The 25,015-nt window shown below is 51.2% G+C and carries 22 protein-coding genes; 5 read left to right on the top strand and 17 right to left on the bottom strand.

The window, feature by feature from the left end:
- Positions 1-144: 144 nt before the first annotated feature.
- The 12 genes from B0B12_RS12040 to B0B12_RS11990 all read right to left on the bottom strand — a co-directional run bounded on the left by B0B12_RS12040 (position 145) and on the right by B0B12_RS11990 (position 10,178).
- On the bottom strand, positions 145-513 hold the full coding sequence (locus tag B0B12_RS12040) for a hypothetical protein (RefSeq protein ID WP_076669198.1): 369 nt from the start codon (positions 511-513) through the stop codon (positions 145-147).
- Between the two features lie 120 nt (positions 514-633).
- On the bottom strand, positions 634-1,092 hold the full coding sequence (locus B0B12_RS12035; protein ID WP_076669196.1) for a hypothetical protein: 459 nt from the start codon (positions 1,090-1,092) through the stop codon (positions 634-636).
- Between the two features lie 16 nt (positions 1,093-1,108).
- Complete coding sequence (locus B0B12_RS20345; protein WP_170871856.1) at positions 1,109-1,276, bottom strand: hypothetical protein; 168 nt, start codon at positions 1,274-1,276, stop codon at positions 1,109-1,111.
- 93 nt (positions 1,277-1,369) lie between these two features.
- Positions 1,370-3,073, bottom strand: a complete 1,704-nt coding sequence (locus tag B0B12_RS12030; protein ID WP_076669194.1) for an outer membrane beta-barrel protein — start codon at positions 3,071-3,073, stop codon at positions 1,370-1,372.
- On the bottom strand, positions 3,057-3,635 hold the full coding sequence (locus B0B12_RS12025) for an RNA polymerase sigma factor (RefSeq protein WP_083704201.1): 579 nt from the start codon (positions 3,633-3,635) through the stop codon (positions 3,057-3,059). Before B0B12_RS12025 ends, B0B12_RS12030 begins: the two co-directional genes overlap by 17 nt.
- A 217-nt stretch (positions 3,636-3,852) precedes the next feature.
- Positions 3,853-4,254: a YkvA family protein gene (locus tag B0B12_RS12020; RefSeq protein ID WP_076669192.1), complete on the bottom strand. Its 402-nt coding sequence runs from the start codon at positions 4,252-4,254 to the stop codon at positions 3,853-3,855.
- A gap of 88 nt (positions 4,255-4,342) precedes the next feature.
- Positions 4,343-5,089 carry a shikimate dehydrogenase family protein gene (locus B0B12_RS12015; protein WP_076669191.1) on the bottom strand — a complete coding sequence of 249 codons (747 nt, stop codon included), beginning with the start codon at positions 5,087-5,089 and terminating at the stop codon, positions 4,343-4,345.
- Positions 5,090-5,111: 22 nt separating this feature from the next.
- The gene (locus B0B12_RS12010) at positions 5,112-6,056 is read right to left on the bottom strand and encodes a polyprenyl-phosphate transporter (RefSeq protein ID WP_076669189.1); all 945 of its coding nucleotides are present in this window, start codon (positions 6,054-6,056) and stop codon (positions 5,112-5,114) included.
- Between the two features lie 88 nt (positions 6,057-6,144).
- Positions 6,145-6,933 (bottom strand): phosphosulfolactate synthase, encoded by a 789-nt coding sequence (locus B0B12_RS12005; protein WP_076669187.1) that lies wholly within the window; start codon positions 6,931-6,933, stop codon positions 6,145-6,147.
- Positions 6,933-8,330, bottom strand: a complete 1,398-nt coding sequence (locus tag B0B12_RS12000; RefSeq protein WP_076669185.1) for a tetratricopeptide repeat protein — start codon at positions 8,328-8,330, stop codon at positions 6,933-6,935. Before B0B12_RS12000 ends, B0B12_RS12005 begins: the two co-directional genes overlap by 1 nt.
- 68 nt (positions 8,331-8,398) lie before the next feature.
- Positions 8,399-9,409, bottom strand: coding sequence for an NAD-dependent epimerase/dehydratase family protein (locus tag B0B12_RS11995; protein ID WP_076669183.1), 1,011 nt, complete (start codon positions 9,407-9,409; stop codon positions 8,399-8,401).
- A 22-nt stretch (positions 9,410-9,431) separates the two neighbouring features.
- Positions 9,432-10,178: a tyrosine-protein phosphatase gene (locus tag B0B12_RS11990; RefSeq protein WP_076669181.1), complete on the bottom strand. Its 747-nt coding sequence runs from the start codon at positions 10,176-10,178 to the stop codon at positions 9,432-9,434.
- 325 nt (positions 10,179-10,503) lie between these two features.
- On the opposite strand from B0B12_RS11990, the gene B0B12_RS11985 reads away from it, so the two are divergent.
- From B0B12_RS11985 to hpf, 4 genes are all read left to right on the top strand, one after another.
- Positions 10,504-11,643 carry an acyl-CoA dehydrogenase family protein gene (locus tag B0B12_RS11985; RefSeq protein ID WP_076669179.1) on the top strand — a complete coding sequence of 380 codons (1,140 nt, stop codon included), beginning with the start codon at positions 10,504-10,506 and terminating at the stop codon, positions 11,641-11,643.
- Between the two features lie 162 nt (positions 11,644-11,805).
- Positions 11,806-12,000 (top strand): 30S ribosomal protein S21, encoded by a 195-nt coding sequence (gene rpsU / locus B0B12_RS11980; RefSeq protein WP_007653500.1) that lies wholly within the window; start codon positions 11,806-11,808, stop codon positions 11,998-12,000.
- A 74-nt stretch (positions 12,001-12,074) separates the two neighbouring features.
- A complete protein-coding gene (locus B0B12_RS11975) occupies positions 12,075-12,953 on the top strand; it encodes a tyrosine-type recombinase/integrase (protein WP_076669177.1) in 879 nt (292 codons plus the stop codon).
- A 24-nt stretch (positions 12,954-12,977) separates the two neighbouring features.
- Positions 12,978-13,277 carry a ribosome hibernation-promoting factor, HPF/YfiA family gene (gene hpf / locus B0B12_RS11970; RefSeq protein WP_076669175.1) on the top strand — a complete coding sequence of 100 codons (300 nt, stop codon included), beginning with the start codon at positions 12,978-12,980 and terminating at the stop codon, positions 13,275-13,277.
- 88 nt (positions 13,278-13,365) lie between these two features.
- On the opposite strand, the gene metK is transcribed toward hpf, so the two are convergent.
- Positions 13,366-14,670: a methionine adenosyltransferase gene (gene metK, locus B0B12_RS11965; protein WP_076669173.1), complete on the bottom strand. Its 1,305-nt coding sequence runs from the start codon at positions 14,668-14,670 to the stop codon at positions 13,366-13,368.
- 310 nt (positions 14,671-14,980) lie between these two features.
- Here metK and B0B12_RS11960 point away from each other — a divergent pair, with 310 nt between their 5' ends.
- Entirely contained in the window at positions 14,981-15,802 is an 822-nt protein-coding gene (locus B0B12_RS11960; RefSeq protein ID WP_076669171.1) for a phosphatase PAP2 family protein, read from the top strand.
- A 177-nt stretch (positions 15,803-15,979) separates the two neighbouring features.
- Here the strand turns inward: B0B12_RS11960 and B0B12_RS11955 are convergent, their stop codons facing one another.
- From B0B12_RS11955 to B0B12_RS11940, 4 genes are all read right to left on the bottom strand, one after another.
- Positions 15,980-18,382, bottom strand: a complete 2,403-nt coding sequence (locus B0B12_RS11955; protein WP_083704200.1) for a prolyl oligopeptidase family serine peptidase — start codon at positions 18,380-18,382, stop codon at positions 15,980-15,982.
- A gap of 113 nt (positions 18,383-18,495) precedes the next feature.
- Entirely contained in the window at positions 18,496-20,166 is a 1,671-nt protein-coding gene (locus B0B12_RS11950; protein ID WP_076669167.1) for an amidase, read from the bottom strand.
- Between the two features lie 134 nt (positions 20,167-20,300).
- Positions 20,301-21,779: a RagB/SusD family nutrient uptake outer membrane protein gene (locus B0B12_RS11945; RefSeq protein ID WP_076669166.1), complete on the bottom strand. Its 1,479-nt coding sequence runs from the start codon at positions 21,777-21,779 to the stop codon at positions 20,301-20,303.
- A 17-nt stretch (positions 21,780-21,796) separates the two neighbouring features.
- Positions 21,797-24,943: a SusC/RagA family TonB-linked outer membrane protein gene (locus B0B12_RS11940; RefSeq protein ID WP_076669164.1), complete on the bottom strand. Its 3,147-nt coding sequence runs from the start codon at positions 24,941-24,943 to the stop codon at positions 21,797-21,799.
- Positions 24,944-25,015: the final 72 nt, after the last annotated feature.

The following is a 25,015-nucleotide window of genomic DNA, read 5'->3' as shown; positions in this document are numbered from 1 at the left end:
AGTTTAGCTTTTGTCAATATAATACTAGTCGCGACACAAATAGTCCGGAAACAAAAAACCTGCTCTGAGAGCAGGCCTTTGCATGTTTAACTATTCCTAACAATTTAAATAAATTAGGCACTGTAAAAACTGTTCTATTTATCACTATTCAACTAAACAAACCATCTTTACCCGCACAGGCGGAAACATTGTGGAGATAGCGGTGCAGCGGGGTCCGTACTCCGTGTTGCGCTCCAGCGAGAGCGAGACTATTTTACCAGACTGGCGCAATTCCTCGGGCAGGTTGTCGGTCGTGACAAAGCCGCTTTGCAGTTGCCCGATGTACTGATTGCTGCGCTGCTCGCCGGTGCCGTTGGCATCCAGAATCTGGAGCACATACCAGCCCGTCTGGCAATCGGGTCCTACCACCTCCACCTGCAGGCAGGCGGGCACTGCCTCTTCCTGCTCGGCACAGCTCACAAGAAGCAGCGCCAGCAGCAGGTATAGCATGAGCATGGACAGGACACTTTTCATAGTTTTAGGTTGTACTAATGGATTTTGTGGCAGGGTTGCCCGACACGGGCAATGGTTGCAAGCTGTTTGATGTAGCAGTCTTCTTCATTTGCTGGCATCTTCGCCTTGTGTCGGGGCCCTTTATCTGTATAAATAATAAGTATCCGTAAATATGGCGCTTGGGTCGGAACCGTAGTAGATTCCCTCCAGCACCAGCATACGCTGGTCGTGGTGCACTACACTGAACCGGGCTGACCATCCGAAATTACTCAGCACAAATGCGTTCGGCTGTGAGTAGTCGGCTTTAAAGCTATCGCGGTACACACTCTTGGAGCCTTGCTGGCTTGCCCGCTGCAGGTAAGCACTGTCCGCCTTAAACTCAAAATAGTCGTTCATCGTGCCTGTGTACATCACAGAGGTGCAGTTGCCACTGCGGCACAGCTTGTTATTAACGCGCTCGATGCGCCACTTGCCCTGTACAGACTCGCGCAGCCCTTTCTCGTTTACAACCGGTTGCATGTCTTCATCTGATTTTGCGCAGCCCGTCGCCATCCCCAACAGGGCGGTGGCCATAGCCGCGAACCATACCATCTTTTTCATAGCGTGGAGGCACCGATTAAAAGGCGCCAAAAAGGGAGTTGCCTTGTATCGCGCAGCCCGAAAGCAGCACGGAGAATAGCAAAAGCGCCAGCAATACATACCACCCGGATAAGTTTTCGCGGCTGGCCGCCACCAGGGCCACCAGCGTTTGCAGAACGGATCTCATGAACAGCATCATTTGCATAGCGCTTTTAACTAAAAATCAACCAATCACTCTATACTCTTATGATTCCGATTAGCGCCAAAGGGTTGCAGGCCCTCTTAAAAAAAACTGAAATTATTTTCGTGGATTACCCAACTGGTAGTTCAGGCTCATGTTCATACCGATGGCGTAGGGTTTTCCCTGTGGTGCGGCGGCCTTGTCCGGGTCTGCCACCAGGGTGCTGAAGTAACTGCGCACCTCCGGCCCCAGCGCCAACGTCAGGTTAGGCGAAATGCGCTTGCCAACGCCTATGGAGCCATTGCCGGAGAACTGCACGTTGCGGAAAGGGGAGTCCGTGTCGTCGGCTGTGTAGCTCACTGACTGCACCTCTTGGTTAGAGGTCGTCACGCTCGACTCGAGCAGGAAGTTGGCGGCTACGCCAGCGCCAGCATACACAAACCAGTCTTTGTTGATGTCGTGTTCGTACTGCAAGCCCACCGGCACGGTCAGGTGGCGGTACTTGTACTCCGTATTGAAGGAGTCGCCGGTGCGGGCCACGCTCACAGAGTCAGACGAGAAGCCATCGTTAAGCGACGACACAAAGAAGGTGGTAGGGCTGAGCTCGTAGCGCTCGTTGGAGCGGGGCTTTACCCAGAACTGGCGCACGATAAAGTTCGACTTGGATCGTGACCTGCTCTCGCTGTAGCCTATACCTGTCAGCAGCTTCAGTTTCTCTTTCAGTTTGAAACCGGCTTTCGCTTCCACTGCAAAGGAGTAGGCCGGTTGGGTACTTTCCTTAAACTCGTCGCGGGCGGCGGCTATATTCTGAAAAGACTCTTTCGAAGCATTGACACTCGGCCCTGCCGCAGCCAAACTGAACCTGTTTCCGCTGTTCTGTGGCATCGTGAGCGGGTCTGGCAGGCCGATGTTCTGCTCGAACACAGTAGGCACGTAAGCCAGGTTCAGGCTCCAGCGGCTGTTTGCCTTGGTTTCCGCTTCTACGGCTTTCGGTTGCTGGGAGGCAAGTTGCGTCCGCGTCTGTGCTGATTGCTGTGCCTGCTGACGGCTGGCCTGTTGCGCCTCGCTCATCTCGGCAAACGACTGCGGCCTGGCTGCCAGTGACTGACGACCTGCCGCATTTGGCTGTCCGAAAGTCGCCGGGGCATTACCAAAGGTGATGGTCACGCTCTCCCAGGTGATGATCTGGGTATAGCGGTTGCCGGGCGAGAAGAGACCGCCGGATGCAGCACCATCAGTGTTGCCCGGGAAACCGCCTGACACGTACCCTCTGCTGCGTCCTGCCATAGGCGTATAGCCCAGGTATGGACTGTAGCCTGGCGCCACGTTGAAATAGTCGCCTGCCTGCGGAGCGTCACTTTGTGTGCTTGACTCAACAGCGATCCCGTTTGTATTCTGGCTTGTACCGGTGGCATTTGCCGCTTTACGCGTGGCTGTTGCTTCTTCAGGATAGGTATAGGCCATGGCAGCGGCCTCTTCCTGCTGGGTGGCGTAGGCTTTCATGGCCTCTTCTACGGTAGCAGGTGTAGCGGCCGGTTTGGTGGCCGGCAGCGCGGCTATACCTGGCTGTGCCCCACCCTGGTTGCTGCCATTGTAGTAATAGGCCAGCAACGCCCCTGTCACCGCGAACAGCACAAAGCAGGCGGCGGCCAGTTGGCGGTAGAACAGCACTCGTTTTTTGTAATCCTTATTTTCCTGCACGGTCAGGTCGTGGTCGATGCGGGCCCATAGGTCCGGGGCAGGCCTGGCCTCAGCATCGTACAGGCGGCGCTGAAACTCCTCTTCGAAGGTATGGCGCTTTTGATTATTGGCTGATGACATGCTCTTGATATGTTTTATCCTGGCGCTCGAGCATACCTTGCAGGATGGCTCTGGCGCGTGAATACTGTGATTTGGATGTACCTTCGGAAATGCCGAGCATCTCCCCTATTTCTTTGTGATTGTAACCCTCGATGGCGTACAGGTTGAACACCATGCGGTAACGCGGAGCGAGGCTTTGGATCATGCCGAGCAGTTCGTCCATGGAGTAGCCTGTCAGGTTGACGTCCGTTGACGCAATATTGCCCGCCTCCTCGGTTTCATGTGAAACGGTCATGAGCGACTTCTGCCGCAGCTGCTTCAGGGCGGTGTTGATCATGATGCGTCGCACCCAAAACTCCAGCGGACAGTCCCGCTTAAAATTCTGAATATTAGCAAACACTTTCACGAATCCTTCCTGCATGATATCCTCTGCCTCGAAGCTGGTGGGGGCGTAGCGCATACAAACCGCCATCATCTTGCGCGAATAAAGGTCATAGAGCATTCGCTGCATGTCCCGCTTGCCGGCCACGCATCCCTCTATGAGTTTATCCTCTTCTGACTTAGGTTTTGTAAAAAGCTTCAAACGCCTTTCCTTTTAGCTTCACTCCTATGATTCCCATAGCGAGGCAATGGTTGCAAGCACAAAAAAATATTTGTTCGTGGCCGGTGGGCATTTACTACAATTGCACAGTAAATATATTGATATTAATTTTTCTAACAATATAAAATAGCGTGTAAACAACAAAGGCCTCTCCAATTGGAAAGGCCTTCGCCGGGTTTGTTTTAAGGTGAGAGAAGTCTTAGAGCACTGTCAGGAACAGAAGTTTGTAGAGCATGATGGCGAAAAGGGCCGCGATCAGCACCCAGGTATAGCCAATGATCTGGTAAGCGCCGGCGGAGCCTTCGCCATCGTGGCTCAGTACCTCGTAGGCCTGCAGCCGCGCTTGCCCCAGAATGTTTTTCGAAACCAGCTGATAAGCCGTGTGTATCCCCAGCACCACCAACACCACGTCATCCAGGAAACCGAAGACCGGCACCAAGTCAGGAATCAGATCGATGGGAGAAACAGCGTACCCAATGACAAAGGCCAGCAAGAGCGGCACATACCACCTTACCTCCGGGTGACGGGCAGCCAGGTATAGGGCGTAAATCTCAGCATTTATCTCATGCGCTTTCTGGCGAAGGTAGGTCAACTGCATCATGGGTGTCAGGCTAAAGGGGTGATTTACCTCTCCTTACGCAGCAGCCCCACCAGAAAGTTTCATAATAACATAAAATATACGCAATATTTTATCTGTGACGCTCGTTGGTCCAGATCTCCCAGGCGGCATCGGCCTGTGCATAGAGCATGGGCAAGCCATTGATGGTTTGCGCTCCCGCCAGACGGCCCCTTTGCAGGAACAGGGTTTCTTCGGGGTTGTAAACCAAGTCGTAGAGATAATGGCCTGGTGTCAGGGCTTCGTAAGGTATAGCTGGAACGCTTGTTGTGTCTGGGGCCATACCGAGTGGTGTCGTATTGATAATCAAGGTATAGGCTTGTAGCACATCCGGTGTTATGGACTCGTAATGCAGCTGATTCTGAGCAGGGTTTCGGGAGACGGAGGTGTAAGGTATGGCCAGCTCCTCCAAGGCAGTCCACACGGCTTTGGCCGCGCCGCCCGTTCCCAGCACCAAGGCTTGAGCGCTTTCACCTACCGGATAAAACTGCTGTAGTGTATCCCGGAAGCCTATGAAGTCGGTGTTGTAGCCTTTGGTACTGCCGTTTTCTATTCTGATGGTGTTCACAGCGCCAATGCGGGCAGCGCTCTCGTCCAACCCGTGCAGATAAGGTATAACGGCTTCTTTGTAGGGCACTGTCACGTTCAGTCCGACCAGTTCAGGCTCGCTGGTTAGCAAATCCGGGAAGTCAGCTATATTGGGCAGCTCGTATAGCTCATAGGCCGCATCGGCTATACCTTCCCGCGCGAACTTCTCCGTGAAGTAGCGTTTCGAAAAAGAGTGCCCCAGCTTTTTGCCGATGAGTCCGAATTTACGCATGCCTTTTCAGATTTAGGGGTTGCTATACCTTGCCAGCAGGCTGGTCAGCCAGACGATCGAGCAGGTATACAACCAAGAATCCGAAAACAGCCAGCAGCACCGTGTAGAGCAGGTATGAGCTCTCCCCTGTCAGCTGGGCATACTCACCCGGCAGTATGTTTTCCTGCAGGAGCGGCTTCACCTCGCCGTGACGGTCGGTGTATGTTTCGAGTGTTTTCTTCCAGGGCCATACCTTGTTCAGCGAACCCAGCATAAAGCCAGTCAGCAGCGCCACAGTCACATTGTGGTACTTTTTAAGCATCCAGTTGAGCACATGCGAAAAAGCCAATAGGCCCGTCACGCAGCCCACCCCAAACACCAGGATGATGTCGAACTTGAGCTCTTTCAGCGCATTCATAATGAACTCATACTTGGCCATGAGCAGCAGCAGGAAACTACCTGAAATGCCGGGCAGGATCATGGCGCAAATGGCAATGGCGCCCGCCACAAAGATAAACCAGAGTGCCTCAGGTGTTTGCATCGGCACCGCCACCGTAATGTAATAAGCGATGGCAGCCCCAATAAGCCCGAACAAAACAGTAGCCGGGCGCCAGCGGGTAATCTTTTTAGCCACCACCACAACCGATGCCACGATCAGCCCAAAAAAGAAACCCCACACCAGAATAGGATGATTGGCCAGCAGGTAGACCACCAGGTTGGAAAGTGTCAGGATGGAAGTCAGGATACCTGCCAACAGCACCACCAGAAAGCTTCCGTTGATGTGCTTCCAGAAGCCTTTGAGATCGAATTTGGAGATGAGACGCAAAGCCTCCCCGTTCACGGAGCGGATGGAGTTCAGCAGCTCTTCGTAAATACCGGATATAAAGGCGATGGTTCCCCCGGACACCCCAGGCACTACGTCTGCAGCGCCCATGCTCATACCTTTCAAATACAGCAGCAGGTGTTCTTTCAATGATCGTCGTTTCATACTTTCTACACGGATTATAGGAATGGTGTCGTACAAAAAAATTGCCCGTCGGAATAACCGATGGGCAATTTTCTTTATCTGTCTTATACTAAGCGTCTATGATAGGCTGTCCGTTGTTGAGGAAGTGCGTGAACGTGTCGCCACGCAGGCCCAGGCGGATCGTCTCGAGCGGAATTACCTCATTTGGTGCAATGTTACCCAGGTTCACGTTGGCGCCCAGCAGCTTAATGAACCATACCTGCTGTGCTTTCTGCGGGGCCTCCCACAGAATTTTCTCAAACGGGACCTGCGTCAGAATCTCTTCTACCAGACCGCTGCGCACCTCCCCTGTAGAGCGAAACAAACCTACGTTACCACCCTCACGGGCCTCACCAATTACTTTCCAGGCGCCAGCTTCCAGTTCAGCTTTCATCAGCCTGATCCACATGTAAGGCGGGATGATCTTCTCGGCGTCCTTGGAGCCAACTTCTGAAAGCACCGTCACCTGTTCAGCCAGTGTCTGGATGTAACCGCACTTTTTCTCGTGGTTCATCTCCAGCGAGCCGTCCGACACTTCAGCAAACGTCATGTTGTACTTGTCCAGCACACGACGGTAGTCATCGAACTGGTTGCGGGCGATGAAGGCCTCGAACAGCGTGCCTCCGAAATAAACAGGTATACCGGCCGCGCGGTAGGCGTCCAGTTTGCGCTGCAGGTTAGGCACCACATAGGAGGTAGCCCAGCCCAGTTTCACGATGTCTACGTACTCTCCGGCTACGTCCAGAAAGTCTTCTACTTCGCGCACGCTCAGGCCTTTGTCCATGGCCATGGTAAAACCACGCTCACGCGGCTTCACCTCACGCTCTGGCAGGCCGTTCAGAATATAGTTGTTGTTCATTATTTGCGATATTGGTCAATTAATCGGGATAATGCGCGCTGAGACTCAAGCTCAGGGAAGAACTCGAACAACAGCTTATGTTTTTCGAAGTCCAAAATTAAAGCATTTTCCAGATAATTGTATGCTTCGCGGTATTTTCCTGCCGAAAGCATGTAGGCACAGGCCCTGTAATACAGCTCTGCTTCGTCAGGCTGCAGCTCTATCGCATTTAAAATAATTTCTGTCGCCTCGTCGAAATTTCCCTGCTCATACAGGATGATCGACCAGTTGAGGTAGATGTCTTTGTCCTCCGGCTGAATTTCGGCGGCACGCGCATAGCTTTCCAGCGCCGACACCACATGGCCCACATGGTACTCGGCCGAGGCGAGCGCCACCCAATAGTCCACGCTGTCGTCATAGAGTGTGACGGCCTTCTTGAAGAAGTGCACCGACTCATACCACTTGCCCTGCGCATCCAGCACCACGCCTATGCCAAACCAGGCCTCGTCCATCTCCGGGTCCAGGTCAATGGCCTTCTGGTAATAGCGGCGCGACAGGTCCCACTGCTGCATCTTCTCGTAGCACTCGCCTATGTTGCAGAACACCTCTGCCGACGGCGAACCGTGCTCCAGCATGCCGTTAAAAGCCTCGATGGCTTTGGTATACTCCCCGATGAACACGTAGGCATTGGCCATGTTGTTGTAAGCCGTGATAAAATCGGGCTTGATGATGGTAGCGTAGTCGTAGGCGGCGATAGCCTTTTCGTATGAGCCCAGCTTGTTGTACACGTTGCCGAGGTTAAACCAGGCCACATGCGAGTAAGGGTCCTTGTCGACAAAAGCCTGAAAGAACGGCAGCTCCTCGCGCATGGAACCCGTGATCTCCATACAGTAGATGATCTCCTGCATGGCAGCCTCGTTCTCCACGTTCAGTTCAATGCACTTCTTGTAGTACTTCACAGCCGAACTGAACTTGCCCCAGCTTTGGTAGGTCAGGCCAATGTTAAAGTAAATATCGTCGCGGTCCTCGGCAAAGGCCAGGGCTTTTTTGAAATGGTCTACGGCATTGCGGTACTCGCCGCGCTGTGTATAGATAATGCCCCGGGTCAACAGTACGTCCGGGTTCTGCGGCTCCACCTCGGCCACCTGGTCGATGAGCACCATGGCATCATCGAAGTTGCCGGACATGGCCAGCAGCTGCGCTTTGTCTATCTGAAGCCCGGTCGAGAAAGGATATTGTGCTATAGCGGATTCACAGGCCAGCAACGCCTTCTTATAGTCAAAGTTAGCGGTATAGTGGTCAATGATATATTCAAAATCGGTCAGGTCAAAAAAAACGGTCTCGTTTGTTCCCAGCATCTGTTCGAACCGGATGATCAGTTCGGAATCCTCGCTGTGCTCGTCAAAATTCTCTTTCATCTCCTATATCCCACAAACTGCAAAAGGCAGTTCTTGTCTTTTAACTACATTTATAAACTGCAAATAGTTTAGTTTGCGCGCGTCAGTTCCTGACCTCTCTGATTCCGTGTTATTTGCAGCAAACCCTGACACGTCCAGGCAATGGTTTCAGCCAGTGACCTGAACTCCATACCTGTTGTTTTACGTACTTTCTGGTTGTCGAACACGTGGCTTTTGGCGGCCACGCGGGCGGTGTCTTTTGTGATGAGCGGTCGCCCTCCCGTCAGCCAGGCGCGGGCATGCTCCAGTCGCCAAACCACCTCGGCCAGACCAGGCGAAACTTTGAAGGAAGGCGCCTTTTTGCCGAAACCACGGGCGGCCTCCGCAAAGAATTCTTTATAGGTAAGCTGCCCGGCATTCAAGATAAACCTTTCGCCGGAAACATCCGAGAAGGTCAGGCGCAGCATGGCCTCCACCACATCGCGCACATCCACAAAATTGGCGCTGCCCGGCGTGTAGAACGGGCGCTGCTGGTACACATACTTGAACAGGCGGGTGCTGCTGCGGTTCCAGTCGGCTGGGCCCAACACTACCGAGGGGTTCACGATCACGGCCTGCAGCCCTTCGGCTATACCGCGCCATACCTCCACTTCGCCGTAATGCTTCGACTCGGCGTAGGCTGATTGCTTCTCCCCGGCATCCCACTTGCTGTTTTCGTTGAGCACAGTGGCCTCTTTGTTGCGGCCAATGGCGGCAATGGAGCTGACATGGCACAGCTTGATCTCCTCATCCGCTTCCAGGCAGGCATCTACGATGTTGGCCGTACCTTCTACATTCACCTGCTGCAGCAGTTCGGCATCCTGAGGCGCATACGACACCAGGCCGGCGCAATGGAACACATACCCCACTCCCTGCAGGGCTCTCCGCAGCAAGGCTATGTCCAGTATATCGCCTTCTACCCACTCCACCTGGTCGGCCTGCGCAATGGCTGGCACCTGGCCCCGGTATAGCGCACGCACCCGGTGGCCCTGCGCGACGAGTGCCGGTATCAGATAGCTGCCAATCAGGCCGCTGCCGCCTGTCACAAAAACCGTGGCCATAGGTATAGGGGAGATGATGGAATTATAGTTTACTGTTGAGTAGTGGAAGCTCCAGCGCCTTGACCAGGTACTTCGAGCAAAGTACTTTTTGGAGGTTGGCAATGTGCTTCAGGCTGTGTGCATCGGAGCCCAGAAAATCAACCAGCCCGGCGTCGATCAGTTTTTCGATGATCATTTTGGCGCCCGGCGAGTAATAACCGGTAAGCGAGTTTAGGTTGGGCTGCAAGAGTACCCCTTGCTCCCGCAGGCTCACCAGGTCATTGAACTTGCCATAAAAATAGGTATAGCGCTCGGGATGGGCCAGCACCGGCTTGTAGCCCAGCGACTGCATCCGGAAAATGGCTTCGCGCAGGTTGAGCGGCTCGTTCAGGAAAGAGGTCTCGAACAGCAGGTAGTTGTCGCCGAACGTGAGCAACTCCTCGTTGTCCTCCAGCTTCTGCAGCAGGGCCTCGTCCAGGTAGTGCTCGGCGGCGCAGGCCAGCTCCATGTCTATCCCTTCGGCTGTAACGGCATCCTGCAGCACTTTCAGCTGCATGCGAATGATCTCGGGCGTGTTGCGGTAGAAATCGCTCATGATGTGGGGCGTCATGATCAGCTTGCGGTAACCGAGCTCCTGCATGCCGCGCACGAGTTCCAGCGACTGCTCCACGGTGGCGGCGCCGTCGTCTATACCTGGCAGAATGTGCGAGTGCATGTCCACGCCGAGTACACTCAGCGACGCCACCTGCACTTCCTCCTTGCCAAACAGATTCTGGAAAAACTTTATCATTTGCTCAATTCAACCGTATGTACACGGCACAAAACACAAACGTTGCCAAACACGGCAACGCAACATCAAAATAACGCAAATAATATACGCTATCAAAATAAACGCAGCCGTTTGGTTTTATTATAAGGCGACAAAGCGAAACCTCCAAAAGACTAGTTTCTATCCGATACTAAATTCGCCTTATAACCTCAATGGTCTACGTTCAAACATTAAGTAAATCAAACTAAAACTCCGAATTTGCCAATCAGGCTAATTTGGTTAGCTTTGTAAACCCTTTATTCGTTTATCAGTTAAATACACGCGACTTAACAACAACAAAACTTAAATGGAATTTAACTACACAGAAAACCAGCGCATGATTGCCGATATGATCCGTGACTTCGGAGCCAAGCACATCAAACCAAAAATGATGGAGTGGGACGAGAGTCAGGAGTTTCCGGTGGAAGTGTTCAAGAAGCTCGGCGAGCTGGGCCTGATGGGTGTGCTGGTACCGACTGAGTACGGTGGATCCGGCTTTGGCTACCTGGAGTATGTAACTGCCATCGCGGAGCTTTCCAAGATCGACGGCTCCATTGGCCTGTCGATAGCGGCGCACAACTCGCTTTGCACCGGCCATATCCTGCAATTCGGTAACGAGGCGCAAAAGAAACAATACCTGCCTAAACTGGCTACTGCCGAGTGGATCGGTGCCTGGGGCCTGACCGAGCCTAACACAGGTTCTGACGCCGGCAACATGCGCACCGTAGCTGTGCAGGACGGCGACTACTACGTGATAAACGGCGCCAAGAACTTCATCACGCACGGCAAAACCGGCAACGTGGCAGTGGTGATCGTGCGCACCGGAGATGTGGGTGACTCCCATGGCATGACGGCCTTCATCATCGAGAAAGGCACGCCGGGCTTCAGCGCAGGCCGCAAGGAAGACAAACTGGGTATGCGTGCCTCCGAGACCACGGAGCTGATCTTCGAGGACTGCCGTGTGCACAAAGACCAGATTCTGGGCAAAGTGGGCGAAGGCTTCATCCAGGCGATGAAGGTGCTCGACGGCGGACGAATTTCGATCGCGGCGCTTTCGCTAGGTATAGCGCAGGGTGCTTTTGAGGCGGCTCTGGCTTACTCGCAGGAGCGCCAGCAGTTCAACAAATCCATCTCGAGCTTCCAAGGCATTTCGTTCAAACTGGCCGACATGGCCACTGAGATTGAGGCGGCCTCCCTCCTCACCTACCAGGCAGCCGACATGAAGAACCGCGGCCTGAACGTGAACAAAGAGTCGGCCATGGCGAAACTGTATGCCTCTGAGGTATCGGTGCGCGTGGCAAACGAGGGCGTGCAGATTTTCGGAGGCTATGGCTTCACGAAAGACTACCCGGCTGAGAAGTACTACCGCGATGCTAAGCTCTGCACCATTGGTGAGGGAACAAGCGAGATCCAAAAACTCGTTATCTCCAGAGCCATCCTGAAGTAGGACGGACTCAAAAAGTTTCCTCAACTTGCCTGCCGGCTGGTTTTAGCTGTGCAGAAAGCACATTTCAATGGCTTGCGGAATTATTTTCGTCAAACTATTGATTTTTAAGTAAAACATTAACTAAATTTGCATCCCTAAATATCAGAAGAAGCGAGGAAAAACATGATTATTGTAAACGTAAAAGATAACGAGTCTGTAGACCGTGCCCTGAAGAGATTCAAGAAGAAATTTGAGAGAACTGGTGTTCTGAAAGAACTGAGAGCGAGAACGTTCTTCGAGAAACCATCTGTTTCTAAGAGAAAGCAGAAAGAAAGAGCTAAGTACAAGCAGCAGCTTTTCGCGAACGAAAACTACTAGTCTTTCTTTAAAGATATTTTATTTTTCCATACCTTGGTATAAATGGCAGGCACCCCTGTCTTTTACATCAAGGTATGGAATTATTTTTTAAATATCTCGAGTACGAGAAGCGGTACAGCCCGCACACGCTCACCTCTTACCACACCGATCTGGGGCAGTTCGCGCAGTACCTGCAGGACACTTACCAGATCGCCGATCCCGCCGAGGCAGACCATACCATCATCCGGTCGTGGATCCTGACCCTTGTGCACAAAAACTTGGAGGCCCGCTCTGTCAACCGCAAGATTGCCTGCCTCCGCTCCTACTATAAATTCCTGCTAGGCCAGCAGCGCATCAGCGCCAACCCGATGCTGCGTATTAAGGCACCTAAAGTGTCTAAAAAACTGCCCGCCTTCGTGCCGGAAGCCCCTTTCAATAGCTTTCTGGACAGCTTTACCTTTGAAGATAACTTTGAAGGGCAGCGCGACCGCCTCATACTGGAGTTGCTGTACGGCACCGGTATGCGACTGGCCGAACTGATAGGTATAGCGCACGAAGACGTGGACCTGCACGCCAAGACCGTGCGTGTGCTGGGCAAGGGAAACAAGCCCCGCATCATACCTTTGAACGATACACTCGTCCATTCCATCAGGCAGTATCTGGAGCACAAGAAAAGCCTGTTCGGCAATAACAATTCTGAAAAGCTGCTCGTTACTAATAAAGAACGACCCCTCTATCCGAAGTTCGTTTATCGCGTCGCTAAAAAGTACATCAGCTTGGTTACCACTTCTGAACATAACAGCCCCCATGTGCTGCGACACTCCTTCGCTACTCACCTGCTGAACAATGGCGCCGATCTGAATGCCATCAAAGACCTGTTGGGACACGCCAGCCTGGCCGCCACCCAGGTATACACACACAATTCGATAGAGAAGCTGAAATCGATTTTCGAGAAGGCTCATCCAAAAGCATAAGTTTAACCATAAAATGTTACGATTATGAAGCTACAGATGCATTCAATCCACTTCGAGGCTGACAGACAGCTGACCGATTTCATCCAGCAGAAAGTAGATAAACTGGAAACATTCTACGACCGTGTTGTAGAGGGCGAGGTGTTTCTTAAACATAACAACAATGATGGAACAGACAACAAGACGGTAGAGATCAAGCTTTACGTACCAGGCTCCACCCTCTTCTCCAAAGAAGACGCCCCCTCTTTTGAAGCAGCAGCCGACGCAGCCGTAGAGGCCATGCGCCGCCAGCTTAAACGATTCAAGCAGAAGCAAATGGCTCACTAAGCCTGCTTCCTGCTATACCTGAAAAGGTATAAAAAAGGCCTGCTGATTGCTCAGCAGGCCTTTTTTTATGGTTTAAGGTAAAAGCCGGTTACAAACCGAACTCTGCCTTGATCTTATCTACGTAATCTAGTTTCTCCCAGGTAAACGTCTCAAACTCTTTTACCTCTTTGCTGCCGTTAACAGAAACCTCCACTTGCTTCATGCCCGGTGTTCTGCCCATGTGGCCATAAGCAGCTGTTTCGGAGAAGATCGGGTTTTGCAAACCGAAGCGCTGCACGATGGCGTACGGGCGCATGTCGAACAACTTGTTTACCTTCTCGGCAATCTCGCCGTCGCTCATCACGTTGCCATTTGCATCGTTTACTTTAGTAGAGCCATAGGTCGTCACGTATAGACCAACCGGCTTGGCCACACCAATGGCGTAGGCCACCTGCACCAGCGCCTGATCGGCCACGCCGGCAGCTACCAGGTTTTTGGCGATATGGCGTGCTGCGTAAGCAGCAGAGCGGTCTACCTTAGAGGAGTCCTTGCCCGAGAAAGCGCCACCGCCGTGGGCACCTTTGCCACCGTAAGTGTCTACAATAATTTTGCGACCTGTCAGGCCGGTGTCACCGTGCGGTCCACCGATCACGAACTTGCCCGTTGGGTTGATGTGGTAGGTGATCTCGCTGTTGAAAAGCTTCTGAATGCGCTCCGGCAGTTGCTTCAGCACACGCGGCATCAGGATGCTGTCCACATCTTCCCTGATCTTCTGCACCATCTGCTTCTCGGCAGCAAGCTTCGCTTCGTTGCTGTCAGCTTCTGGCAGCACAAACTCGTCGTGCTGGGTCGAGATCACGATCGTGTCGATCTTCTCCGGCACATGATTGTCGCTGTAGCGAATCGTCACCTGCGATTTGGCATCCGGGCGCAGGTATGTCATCTCTTTGCCTTCTTTGCGAATGGCCGAGAGCTCTTCCAGCAGTAAATGCGAAATGCTCAGCGCCAACGGCATGTAATTGTCGGTTTCGTTGGTGGCATAGCCAAACATCATCCCCTGGTCACCGGCGCCCTGGTCTTCTGGTTTGGTACGCTCCACCCCCTGGTTGATGTCCGGAGACTGCTCATGTATGGCCGATATCACGCCACAGGCGTCGGCATCGAACTTATATTCTGATTTGGTATAGCCGATGCGCTTTATCACGTCGCGCGCGACCTTCTGCACGTCTACGTAAGCGTCTGTTTTCACTTCGCCGCTCAGCACAACAAGCCCTGTCGTAACCAGCGTTTCGCAAGCCACTTTAGACTGTGGATCCTGCTTTAAGAATTCATCTAAGAGGGCATCAGAAATCTGATCCGCTACTTTATCCGGGTGTCCTTCTGATACAGACTCGGAGGTGAACAAATATGGCATCTCAATGATGGGTTTAGGTACAAAGTATAAACCAACTGCCGGCAACGACAGCGATTGCAAAGCTACGGCAAATCCGCCACAATAAAAACGTTCATTTACACAAGGTATACTTGCATTTAGTATCTATTTATGTGGCCAACCTTTGCACTACCGAAATTGTATATAACAGATAAAACCCTGATGAACTGTTGCCTAACCAATTATGGGCCAAAAGAGAGTTAAAAGGCACTGAAACTAAACAAAAGCTATACAAAACCTTTTATATATAGGCCCGTTTCAATCAATAAATTTGCACATTTAAGACTAGACTATGAAAAAATATATTCTGATGATATGGTGCCTGGCCATGACAGCACAAGTCAGCCTGGCTCAGAACGACTCTCCTTACAGAACTAAATTTGCAGTAGACGCCCCTATTACAGCGGCAGGTATGGGACTCAGTTACTATGGCCTCACCCGTATGCAGGACAAGGACGGACTAACCGAGGAACAGATCGCCAACCTTAACAAAAGTCAGGTAAACAGCTTCGACCGCTTCTCCGCCGGCTGGGACTCTGACCAGGCCAAGAAAGTGAGTGACATCCCTTTCTACGGTTCTTTCGCGCTTCCTTTGGCGCTGGTGGCATTTAACGACGATGTGCGCAGCAACGCAGGTCAGGTTCTGGGTATGTATGTGCAGACCATGGCCATAACAGGTGCTCTGTTCACGATGTCGAGTGGCTTTAACCCAAGAACGAGACCGCTGGTGTATAGCCCGGATGTAGAGATGGGTGATAAAATGCGCGCCAATGCCCGCAACTCCTTCTATGCTGGCCATACGACGGCTGCGGCTGCGGCTTCTTTCTTCTTTGCCAAGGTGTTTCACGACTTTAACCCCGACTCACCAGCCCGGACGTACGTGTGGATGGGAGCAGCTGCCGTACCAGCCACTGTAGGGTACCTGCGTTTGCGGGCCGGCAAGCACTTCCTAAGCGACAACCTACTTGGTTATGCCATAGGTTCTGCTGTGGGCATTCTGGTGCCTCAGCTGCATAAAAAGTCAAACAACAGTGGCTTGTCCCTCAGCCCGACCATCATCCCGACCTTTACCGGAACAGCCTCGCAGGGAGCTAATTTGAGCTATACCTTCTAAGGTTTAGAAAAGCTATAGTTAGCGCTTTGTTCAATATGTGGATTGGTTGTCAAGTATAGCATTTGTATCTGATTGATCTGCCGCTTCAAACAAAGCACCACCTCCAATAAAGAACAAAAAAAGCGCCCGGCATTTACTGCCGGGCGCTTTTTTATTGACTAAAGGTATAGGTGCGTTCTACTTTTTGAGGTTCTCCTCAAAGAGTTTGTAGATACGCTTGTACTCGTCGGTCCAGCTGGCTGGCTCCGTAAAGCCGTGGTCTTCTATAGGGTATACGGCCAGTTCCCAATTGTCTTTCCCTAACTCAATCAGGCGTTGGGTCAGGCGCACCACATCCTGGAAATGTACGTTGGTGTCCACCATGCCGTGGCAGATCAAAAGTGCTCCCTTCAAACCTTCAGCATAGTAGATCGGTGAGCTTTTGGCATAGGCCAGGCTATCAAGCTGCGGTACGTTCAGGATGTTAGAGGTATAGCCGTGGTTGTAATGGGCCCAGTCGGTCACAGAGCGCAAGGCGGCACCGGCGGCGAACACGTCCGGCTCGGTGAACATGGCCATCAGCGTGATAAAGCCGCCATAAGAACCGCCATAGATGCCGATACGCTTCGGATCCACGTTATACTTGTCTACCAACAGCTTGGCACCATCCACGTGATCGCTTAAATCCTTGCCGCCCATAAACTGGTAGATACCGGTGCGCACGTCGCGGCCATAGCCGGCGCTGCCACGATAATCAATATCGAGTACGGTATAGCCGTTGTCAGCCAGGAAGTTGTGGAACATGTACTCTCTGAAATATGAGCTCCACCACTTGTGGGCATTCTGCAGATAGCCAGCCCCGTGTACAAAGATCACGGCAGGTCCGTTTGCGACAGCCTTCTCCGGACGGTATAGGCGGGCGTATACGTCTTCCCCATCACTCGCCTTGAAGCTGATCACCTCCGGCTCGCGCCATTTGTAGGACTTGAACTCATCTGTCAGCGATTGCGTCACCTGCCGCGGCTTGGCTCCTTTCTTGTTGTCCTGTACAAACAGCTCCCATGGCTTGTTGCTGTAAGAGTAGCGGATGGCCAGTGTTTTCTCGTCCGGCGACATGGTTACCTCATGCGCGCCTGTGCCAGATGTCAGCTGCGTCATCTCGCCGCCATTGATCGGCATTCTGTAGAAATGCTTCTCGCCCGGGTGCACCTTGTTGGCTGTGAAATACCAGCTCTTTTTGTCTTTGGAGATCTGGGGGCCGGAAACCTCAAATTTGCCACTCGTAAGTGCCTTCCTGTTGCCATTATTCAGGTTCACGGCATACAGATGTGAATAACCGCTCTCCTCTGACTGAAACCATACCTGTTCGTTGTCCGGCATGAAACCAATGTCGCCGGTACCGAATCCTATACCTGGGCCGTTGATCCAGGCCTCGTCGCGCTGGCGGTCGAGCGTGGTCAGTTTGCCGGTGGCAGGTTCAAGCTTCAGTATCCATCGGTCTTTGTTGTCAGCAGCACGGGCTACCATCACGGCATGCTTGCCATTGTCTGACCAGATGGGGCCGAACACGGTCACAGCGCGCGCTTCTGTTTTGGCTGGTTTTGTAGCAGGCTCTTTCGCGGTGCTTGCCTTGGTGTCTCGGTCGCGGAGGTAGGCTGGCTGGTCGTTTATACCTTCAATGCCTCCCACCTGCAGCGCATAAGTCGTGTCGCGGCGGATGTCGTAAACAAATGATTCGAATGTGGCCTGTGCATCACCCACCTTGGTGCGGGTGTTGATGTCTTCGGTATAGCCCGTTGAGGTAACAAAGTCCGGTACGATCGCTACTTTGGCATTTCTCGGTCGTGTTACCATGCGGTAGCTGATGTAGCGCTCATCCGGACTCAGCACGATGTTGTCAACGGACTTATCTCCGATGTAAATCTCTTTCGGTCTTTTGGGGTTGTCGGCTTTCTGCTGCTTTTGGGCTGCCTGCTTGTCTGCCTCGCGGTCGCGCACGATCTGCAGCAGAGCCAGTTGCTGCTCTTTCAGCCAGTCACGCTGTGGGTTTTTGCCCTCTTCAGCAGGCTTGCTTCCTTTCTTGAAGTCAGTAAGCTGCGCCAACTGGCCATTGGCGATCGTCCACAAGTATAGGTTGCCGTCCTTCACGAAAGCTACCTTCTTCTCGTCATGGCTAAAGGATGGGCTGTTCTCGCGCTCTAACGTGTTGGTAATCTGCTGGGTTTTGCCACTCTTGATATCGAGCAGGTAGAGGTCACCGTTCTTTTCGTATACCTTCTGCGTTTTAGCCCTGTTGTAGCGGGCACCCCATGTACCTGGCAGGGCACGGCGTTCCTGGGCGCTCACTTTTTGCAGGTTGCCGCCATTGGCCGTCACACTATAGAGCGAGTCTTGGCGGTTGGCATCCGGATTCCAGCTAAAGTAAATTTTCTTGCCGTCTTCTGACCAGAATATGTTGCTGGGAGAAGTGCCGATCCAGGTCGGATCGCGCATGATTTTCTCCACACTCAGCTTGCTTGTGTTTTCCTGCGCTTGCACAGTGGCTCCGCTGGCCAGCACAAGCCACGACATCAGTAGAAGGGCTTTCTTCTTAAGAAGCATAATGGATGGTTTGATTAGGTTGTTGTTTGAGATTAAAATTAAGGCATAAAATCAGAACTTAACAAACAGGGACTTTTCACACCCTCGCGCCTGGGTTTGGACTACGCTATACCTTATTTTCTGCTGCTAAATGCCATCGGCGGGCGCTGCTCGTCATGGTCTGTCATGTCCTGATATAGTTTGGCCAGAGCCAGTACTTTAGCTTCCCCGTAAAGCTGCCCCATAAAAGTAATGGTGGTGGGCATGCCGTTTTTCTGAAAACCGTTTGGCACCACCACACACGGATGTCCGCTCAGGTTTGTCATCACCAGGTTACTGCCTGCAAAAGAAGGGCTCAGGTATACGTCTATACCTTTCAGCTTTTCGTGCATCTGCTGGATAAGTAGAGAGCGCACCCGCTGCGCTTGCAAGTACTCTACAGCGGTAACAAATCTGCCTGCCCTGAAAATATTAGGCCACGCATTTTTGTGTTGCTGCACCATCAGGCTGTCGCGACCGCTTCGGGTCAGCTCGTCGAAAGCGGCAGCTCCTTCCACCGAAATGGTCATGGTTAGGTCACGCGCGGGAAGGTTAGGCAGTTCGATGGGCACTAGTTCTATACCTGCTTTCCGGAGCGCTTCCAGCGTGGCTTTATCACTTTCCTTGAAAGGGTAGTCACGGTCGAAGTCTTTGTTCAGGTAACCGACCCGCAGCTTTCGCACGTCAACATTTTTGTTGTAATTGAACGGCGCATCCACAACGGCCAGGTCTTTTCCATCCGGCCCGTAAATGGCATTGAACACAATGGCACAATCTTCGGCAGAGCGAGCAATCGGGCCAATTTTATCCATCGACCAGCTCAGCGCCATCGCCCCATGCCGGCTCACGCGACCATAGGTAGGACGCAGACCCGTGGTACCACAAGCCGTAGATGGCGATACAATGGATCCGAGCGTCTCGGTACCGATTGCAAAGGGCAGTAAACCTGCTGCCACAGCCGAGGCTGATCCAGCTGAGGAGCCACTAGAGCCTTTGCTGGTGTCCCAGGGCGAGCGGGTTTTGCCACCGTACCATACGTCCCCCATTGCCAGTTCTCCTAGCGTAAGTTTGGCAACCAGTACAGCTCCAGCCTGTTCCAGTCGTTGCACCACCGTCGCGTCCAAGTCAATCTGCTGATCTTTGTAGGGTACGGAGCCCCATGTTGTTTTGTATCGTTTAGTGGCCAACAGGTCTTTCACACCATAAGGTATGCCGTGCAGCATGCCTTTGTACTTGCCAGCTTTTATTTCCTGGTCTGCCCTTCGGGCTTGCTGCAGGGCAAGCTCTTCGGTCAGGCTGGTTACGCATTGCAAGGTAGGCCCGTGCTGTTTCAACCGGCCTAGGAAGAACCTGGTAAGTTCCTCAGAACTGATCTGCTTGGTGCGTACCAGCTCAGCCAGCTGCGGAACAGTGTAAAAGGCGAGATCTTCTCTGTTGGCTGGCAGTTTTATACCTTTCCTGCGCTCCACCTCAAACTTCTCCCGCTTTTGCTCCATCTCAAAACCCACAGGTATAGGATTGAACTGCAAGGCAGGTGCTACATCATTGGTCAGTGGCTGCTTTCTGATGCGCTGGTAGCCTTCCCGAAACTCTGCCACGCTGGCGGTAGCCGAATCCAGCTGCGCATCCGTGAAGTTCAGTCCGATCATTTGCTGCGCGCTCCGAAGCACATCGACCGTGATCTTGTCATCAGCCAGCTTCATGGCGAAAGCGCCTGACAGGAAACAGGCTGCACCTAGCAAGGTATAGGTATAAGGTTTTTTCATAAAATGAATTATCAAGATTTCAGCCCTATAAGTTACTAATTATGATCAACTTTTAGCATGGCATCAGCAGGTATAAAAAAACCGCCCCCTGCAAAGCAGAGGGCGGTTTGCTATAGTAAGTAGCTTAGTACTTATTATGGGTTCTGGTCAGATGCAGACATCTTATCGTTAGAATCGATCTCTGTTTGTGGGATTCTCCACAAGAATGCATTGTCCTTAATTGAACGATTCAGTACAATGGCAAGACCAGCATTGTGATAACCTTCTTTCGGATCACCAGCTGTTCTGTTCAAGTCTCTGTTTAGGCGCTTCATATCAAGCAGTTGGAAGCCTTCGCCCCAAAGCTCGATTCTTCTCTGCATCAGGATTTCGTTAATCAGATCCTGACCTGCAGTAGCTGGAGCAGCATAATTTGCTTGTCTTGTTTTAACAAGAGCTTCCAGTACAGTTACAGCTTCTGCATCTCTGCCAAGTCTTGCAAGTGCTTCAGCTTCGATCAGGTACATCTCAGCAGCTCTCATCAGCACATAGTCACCTTGCCAAGAACTTGTAAGTGGCTTACGGAACTTGAAGGAAGTATAGTTCTCGTAATCATTTGCAGTTGGGTTAGCAAGTGGAGCCTGCACCAATGTTTTACGAACGTCTCCATCTTTCATGGCGTCATAGATTTCTCTAGCAACCAATTTAGTGCTTCCTAGACCTGCATAGCCAGCTGCGGTGTTGTCCATGTGAGAGTAGAAAGAGGCGTAGATAGTTGCCTGGTCGTTAGGAATCTGAAGACCCCACATCCACTCAGTGTTATGCGCGCTGAAACCATTTGCATAGGTTGTAGCATTCATAAGCGTGCGACCCTGACGAGCTGCATTTGCTTTTACAGCTGCAGTTGCATAGTCTTCCATTTGCAATGCTACGCGAGCGTGTAAGCCTCTGGTAACGTTAACATTGATATGTGAAGGAGTTACTTTTCTGGCTTTTCCATCTAGCAGTGCTTCAGCAGCAGAAAGGTCAGCAAGGATCTGTGTGTAAACCTCTTGCACAGTGCCTCTGCCTTTTCCTTCAGCAGCGTTTGGCTCTGTATACAACGGAACACCAGGAGCATTCTCATGACCTTTGTAGGTGTGCTGATACAGGTTAATCAGGTAGAAGTAAGCATACGCTCTAATAGTCAGCGCATTACCCTTGATATAATCTTTATCTGCCTGAGGGCCAGTTGCGTTATCGATGTTCGCAATTAGGTTGTTTGCGTTGAAGATTACGCGATAGTAGTGTCTCCAGGCATAACCAGATCTAGAAGTAGCTGTAGCCGACGTGATAGATGACAAGTTATAATCGGCCACATACCAGCCGTAACCTCTTACAGGGGTGAACATGTCCGTGCCCATGTAGTCCATCGCGATGTCGATGGCCTTCTGACCGAACTTGTCATGGTCTTCGCTCATCCACATGAATCTGTAGATACCGTTCAGTCCTACTAAGGCTCCGTCTGTAGTAGCGAATACCAGTTCGTTAGGAACTTCTGAGTTAGGACTAGTCTCCAGGTATTCCTTTTCGCAGCCCACCAGCATTAGCGCTGCTAGCGCTAATGGGGCAACTTTTTTGAATATATTCTTCATAAAATTAATAATCCTAATTAAAAGTTAGCGTTTAAGCCAATCGTGTAAGTACGCATTACAGGATAAGTGAAGTCAGCTGTTCCGTTGAAGGTACGCTGAGGGTCCATACCTGGGTTCTTTGTAAGAATCAGTGCGTTCTCAACTGAAGCAAAAGCTCTTACATTGCTCACGCCTACCTTAGAGATAAGAGAGGCAGGAAGAGTATAACCGAAGTTAATGTTCTTAATGTTCAGGTAAGAAGCATCAAACAACCATCTTGATGAATAACCATCCTGGTTAGTAATTGCGTTCTGCAGTCTAGGCACATCCGTGTTAGGGTTCTCTGGAGTCCAACGGTTCAACAGGTCTTTGTGCATGTGTGTACCGTAGGCACCTCTGTGCATCAAAGTCAGGTAGTTAGAGTCGTAGAATGTACCACCAATCTGGAATGTAGCAAGCACTGCCAAGTCAAATGCTTTGTATCTGAACGAGTTAGACAGACCGCCTGTAAAATCAGGGATAGCAGTACCATGGTAGCCAAATACACCGTTGTTGATGTTGTTTGTTACTGTGTCAGAACCGATGATCTGGTATGCCGTACTTGAAGGGTTGTACAGCTTAGGATCTGCACGGTAAAGGGCATCACCATTCTTCGGATCCACACCCATGTACTCACGAGCCCAGAATGCATAGATGTCTTTGCCTTCAGCCAATCTCTTCGTACCACTAACGATTGGATCACCATTTGGAAGTTTAGTAATCTCATTCTTGAATGTAGTAGCGTTGAAGTCGATTCTCCAATCGAAATCAGAAGTAGAAATCGCGTTGTAACCTAACTGAATTTCCCATCCTTTGTTCGTCATCGTACCAATGTTCGCCCACTGTCTCAGGTCACCTGCAGACGAGTAAGGAAGCTGCACCTGGAACAACAGGTTGTCAGAAGTTCTCTGGAAGTATTCAACTGTACCATCAACTTTGTTGAAGAATCTGAAGTCAGCACCAATGTTGAAGTTTGCGTTGGTTTCCCATTGCAGGTCTTTGGCAACAAGGTTTTCTGCAATAGCCCCTGGGTTCAGCGCGTTGTTATAGCCCAAACCGTAAAGACCCTGCCACTGGTAAACGCTGGTCGTCATCTCGTTACCTTGCTCACCGTAGCTACCTCTAAGCTTCAGTTCATCGATCCAGTCAGCTGAAAGGAAATCTTCTTCTGAAATTCTCCAGCCAGCACCGATTGAGTAGAAGTTACCCCAACGAGCATCTTCGAAGAATCTCGAAGTACCGTCACGTCTAAAGCTGGCAGATGCCAAGTACTTATCTTTCAAGCTATAGCTAACCTGAGAGAAGTAACCTTCAATTCTGTGCTCGTTAAAAGTAGAAGTACCACCAGTAATGTTAGCAGCAGAAGCCAACTCAGTTGTACCTGGGAAAGGGAAGCCTGTCTTAGTAGAAGAAACGTTTCTAGACTCCCATGAGTAGTTCTCGTGACCAGCCAATGCAGTAATGCTATGCTCACCGAACTTCTTGTTCCAAGTTAATACCTGGTTGAAAGTGTAAGAAAGTGTTCTTGTGTCGGCTTTAGTAGATCTACCTTTGTCAGCTGCAGCATCACCGAACTGAGAGTTCTGGTAAGTTGTAGCAAAACCGTTGTAGTAGTTACCACCGAAAGTTGTCTTGAAAGTAAAGTCCTTAAGGAATTTAATTTCTGCGTAAGTGTTAGCAGTAGCCTCACTTCTTCTCATGGATCTCTCGTCGAGAGCCAGTGTACCTAACAGGTTAGAGTTTGGAGCATAAGGTCTGATGCCCATAGGAGCATTCGTGCCACCACCCCAGTCAAGCGCATTGCCGCCTCGGATTGGGTCTTGGATGAATCTGCCTTCACCGTCACGCTGCCATACTGGGTAGATAGGACCCATGTTGCGAGAGTAGTAGAATGGGTTAGATGTAGCAGTACCAGTAGCGTAGTTACCCTGGTTCTCAGACAGGTTACCAGTTAAGTTAATACCAGTTTTCAACCAGTCGTTAACCTGTGTGTTGATGCTAGCACGAGCATTTACACGATCGTAACCAGAGAATTTAGCGATACCTTCTTCGTCGATATAACCAACAGAAAGATAATAGTCGCTCTTATCACCAGCACCTGAAACGTTTACGTTCAGGTCAGTTCTGTTAGCCTGCTGGAACAATACATCAGACCAGCTGTCTTGGTAAAGAAGCGCTGCGTTAGGGTTCAGTTTACCTGTTGCAGGGTCGATGATCTCGGTTCTGCCTACGTTGAATGGGTTGTATACCAAGCCGTTTGAAGTACCGATGTTGTCAGAAGCAAACTTGTTGGCAGCTTCAGGAGAAAGACCGGCAGCAAGACGGTTGTTACGCATTGCTTCCCAGCTCAGCTCATAGTACTGCTGTGGAGTAACACGCTCGTATTCTTTAATAGCACGCTCAGAGATACCTCTTCTAAGGTTTACACTTACGCCTGCTCTAGATTTGCTACCTCTTTTTGTAGTGATCATTACCACACCGTTTGCAGCACGTGAACCGTAAAGGGCAGATGCAGCAGCATCTTTCAATACAGTCACAGTAGCGATGTCATCCGTAGAGATAGACTGCAGTGTTCCGTCGTAAGGGATACCGTCTACTACATACAGTGGTGAGCTGCTTGCGTTGATTGAACCAATACCACGAACACGGATATCAGCGTTTGAGCCTGGGCCACCACCACCGTTGGTAGTCTGAACACCTGCTACAAGGCCTTCCAGCACTTTCGTAACTGAAGTTACCTGCTGTCTTTCGATAGACTTTGTTGTGATCGTTGACTCAGCACCAGTAAAGGCTGTTTTTGCTACCGTACCGTAAGGCACTTGGATTACAACCTCAGACAGCTGCTTGCTGTCCAATTCCAATGCTACGTTGATCGAAGTATTTGCGCCAATCGCTACTTCTTGTGCCACGTAACCAATGTAACGGAACACCAAAGTGGTCGCGTTAGCTGGCACGTTTACGCTGAATGAACCGTCCGCATTCGTTGCAGTACCTGTAGTGGTACCCTTCACAACTACGGAAACCCCAGGTAGAGGTGCTCCGTCCCCTGCCCCCGTAACTTTACCTGTTATTGTCCTGCTTTGAGCCGCTACTTGGCCCAAAAGCGCAAACAAAAACAAGAAGTTAAGTAGTAATACTTTCTTCATAAACTACACTTGTTTTGTTGGGTTGATGATAAATAGATTAGATAATAGAATAGTTTTATCACCAAATATAGG

Origin of the sequence: Pontibacter indicus (assembly GCF_900156345.1) — a bacterium.
GTDB lineage: Bacteria > Bacteroidota > Bacteroidia > Cytophagales > Hymenobacteraceae > Pontibacter > Pontibacter indicus.
The sequence above is the reverse complement of the archived record's forward strand: the minus strand, read 5'-3'. Positions and strand labels throughout refer to the sequence as shown.

Coding starts and splice junctions, on each gene's coding strand:
- B0B12_RS11940 (WP_076669164.1), bottom strand. CDS start 24,943: ATGAAGAAAGTATTACTACTTAACTTCTTGTTTTTGTTTGCGCTTTTG.
- B0B12_RS12005 (WP_076669187.1), bottom strand. CDS start 6,933: ATGAACAACAACTATATTCTGAACGGCCTGCCAGAGCGTGAGGTGAAG.
- B0B12_RS12040 (WP_076669198.1), bottom strand. CDS start 513: ATGAAAAGTGTCCTGTCCATGCTCATGCTATACCTGCTGCTGGCGCTG.
- metK (WP_076669173.1), bottom strand. CDS start 14,670: ATGCCATATTTGTTCACCTCCGAGTCTGTATCAGAAGGACACCCGGAT.
- B0B12_RS11950 (WP_076669167.1), bottom strand. CDS start 20,166: ATGAAAAAACCTTATACCTATACCTTGCTAGGTGCAGCCTGTTTCCTG.
- B0B12_RS11975 (WP_076669177.1), top strand. CDS start 12,075: ATGGAATTATTTTTTAAATATCTCGAGTACGAGAAGCGGTACAGCCCG.
- B0B12_RS12015 (WP_076669191.1), bottom strand. CDS start 5,089: ATGCGTAAATTCGGACTCATCGGCAAAAAGCTGGGGCACTCTTTTTCG.
- B0B12_RS12020 (WP_076669192.1), bottom strand. CDS start 4,254: ATGATGCAGTTGACCTACCTTCGCCAGAAAGCGCATGAGATAAATGCT.
- B0B12_RS12035 (WP_076669196.1), bottom strand. CDS start 1,092: ATGAAAAAGATGGTATGGTTCGCGGCTATGGCCACCGCCCTGTTGGGG.
- B0B12_RS11985 (WP_076669179.1), top strand. CDS start 10,504: ATGGAATTTAACTACACAGAAAACCAGCGCATGATTGCCGATATGATC.
- rpsU (WP_007653500.1), top strand. CDS start 11,806: ATGATTATTGTAAACGTAAAAGATAACGAGTCTGTAGACCGTGCCCTG.
- B0B12_RS20345 (WP_170871856.1), bottom strand. CDS start 1,276: ATGCAAATGATGCTGTTCATGAGATCCGTTCTGCAAACGCTGGTGGCC.
- B0B12_RS12010 (WP_076669189.1), bottom strand. CDS start 6,056: ATGAAACGACGATCATTGAAAGAACACCTGCTGCTGTATTTGAAAGGT.
- B0B12_RS12030 (WP_076669194.1), bottom strand. CDS start 3,073: ATGTCATCAGCCAATAATCAAAAGCGCCATACCTTCGAAGAGGAGTTT.
- B0B12_RS11995 (WP_076669183.1), bottom strand. CDS start 9,409: ATGGCCACGGTTTTTGTGACAGGCGGCAGCGGCCTGATTGGCAGCTAT.
- B0B12_RS11960 (WP_076669171.1), top strand. CDS start 14,981: ATGAAAAAATATATTCTGATGATATGGTGCCTGGCCATGACAGCACAA.
- B0B12_RS11955 (WP_083704200.1), bottom strand. CDS start 18,382: ATGCTTCTTAAGAAGAAAGCCCTTCTACTGATGTCGTGGCTTGTGCTG.
- B0B12_RS11990 (WP_076669181.1), bottom strand. CDS start 10,178: ATGATAAAGTTTTTCCAGAATCTGTTTGGCAAGGAGGAAGTGCAGGTG.
- B0B12_RS12000 (WP_076669185.1), bottom strand. CDS start 8,330: ATGAAAGAGAATTTTGACGAGCACAGCGAGGATTCCGAACTGATCATC.
- B0B12_RS11945 (WP_076669166.1), bottom strand. CDS start 21,779: ATGAAGAATATATTCAAAAAAGTTGCCCCATTAGCGCTAGCAGCGCTA.
- hpf (WP_076669175.1), top strand. CDS start 12,978: ATGAAGCTACAGATGCATTCAATCCACTTCGAGGCTGACAGACAGCTG.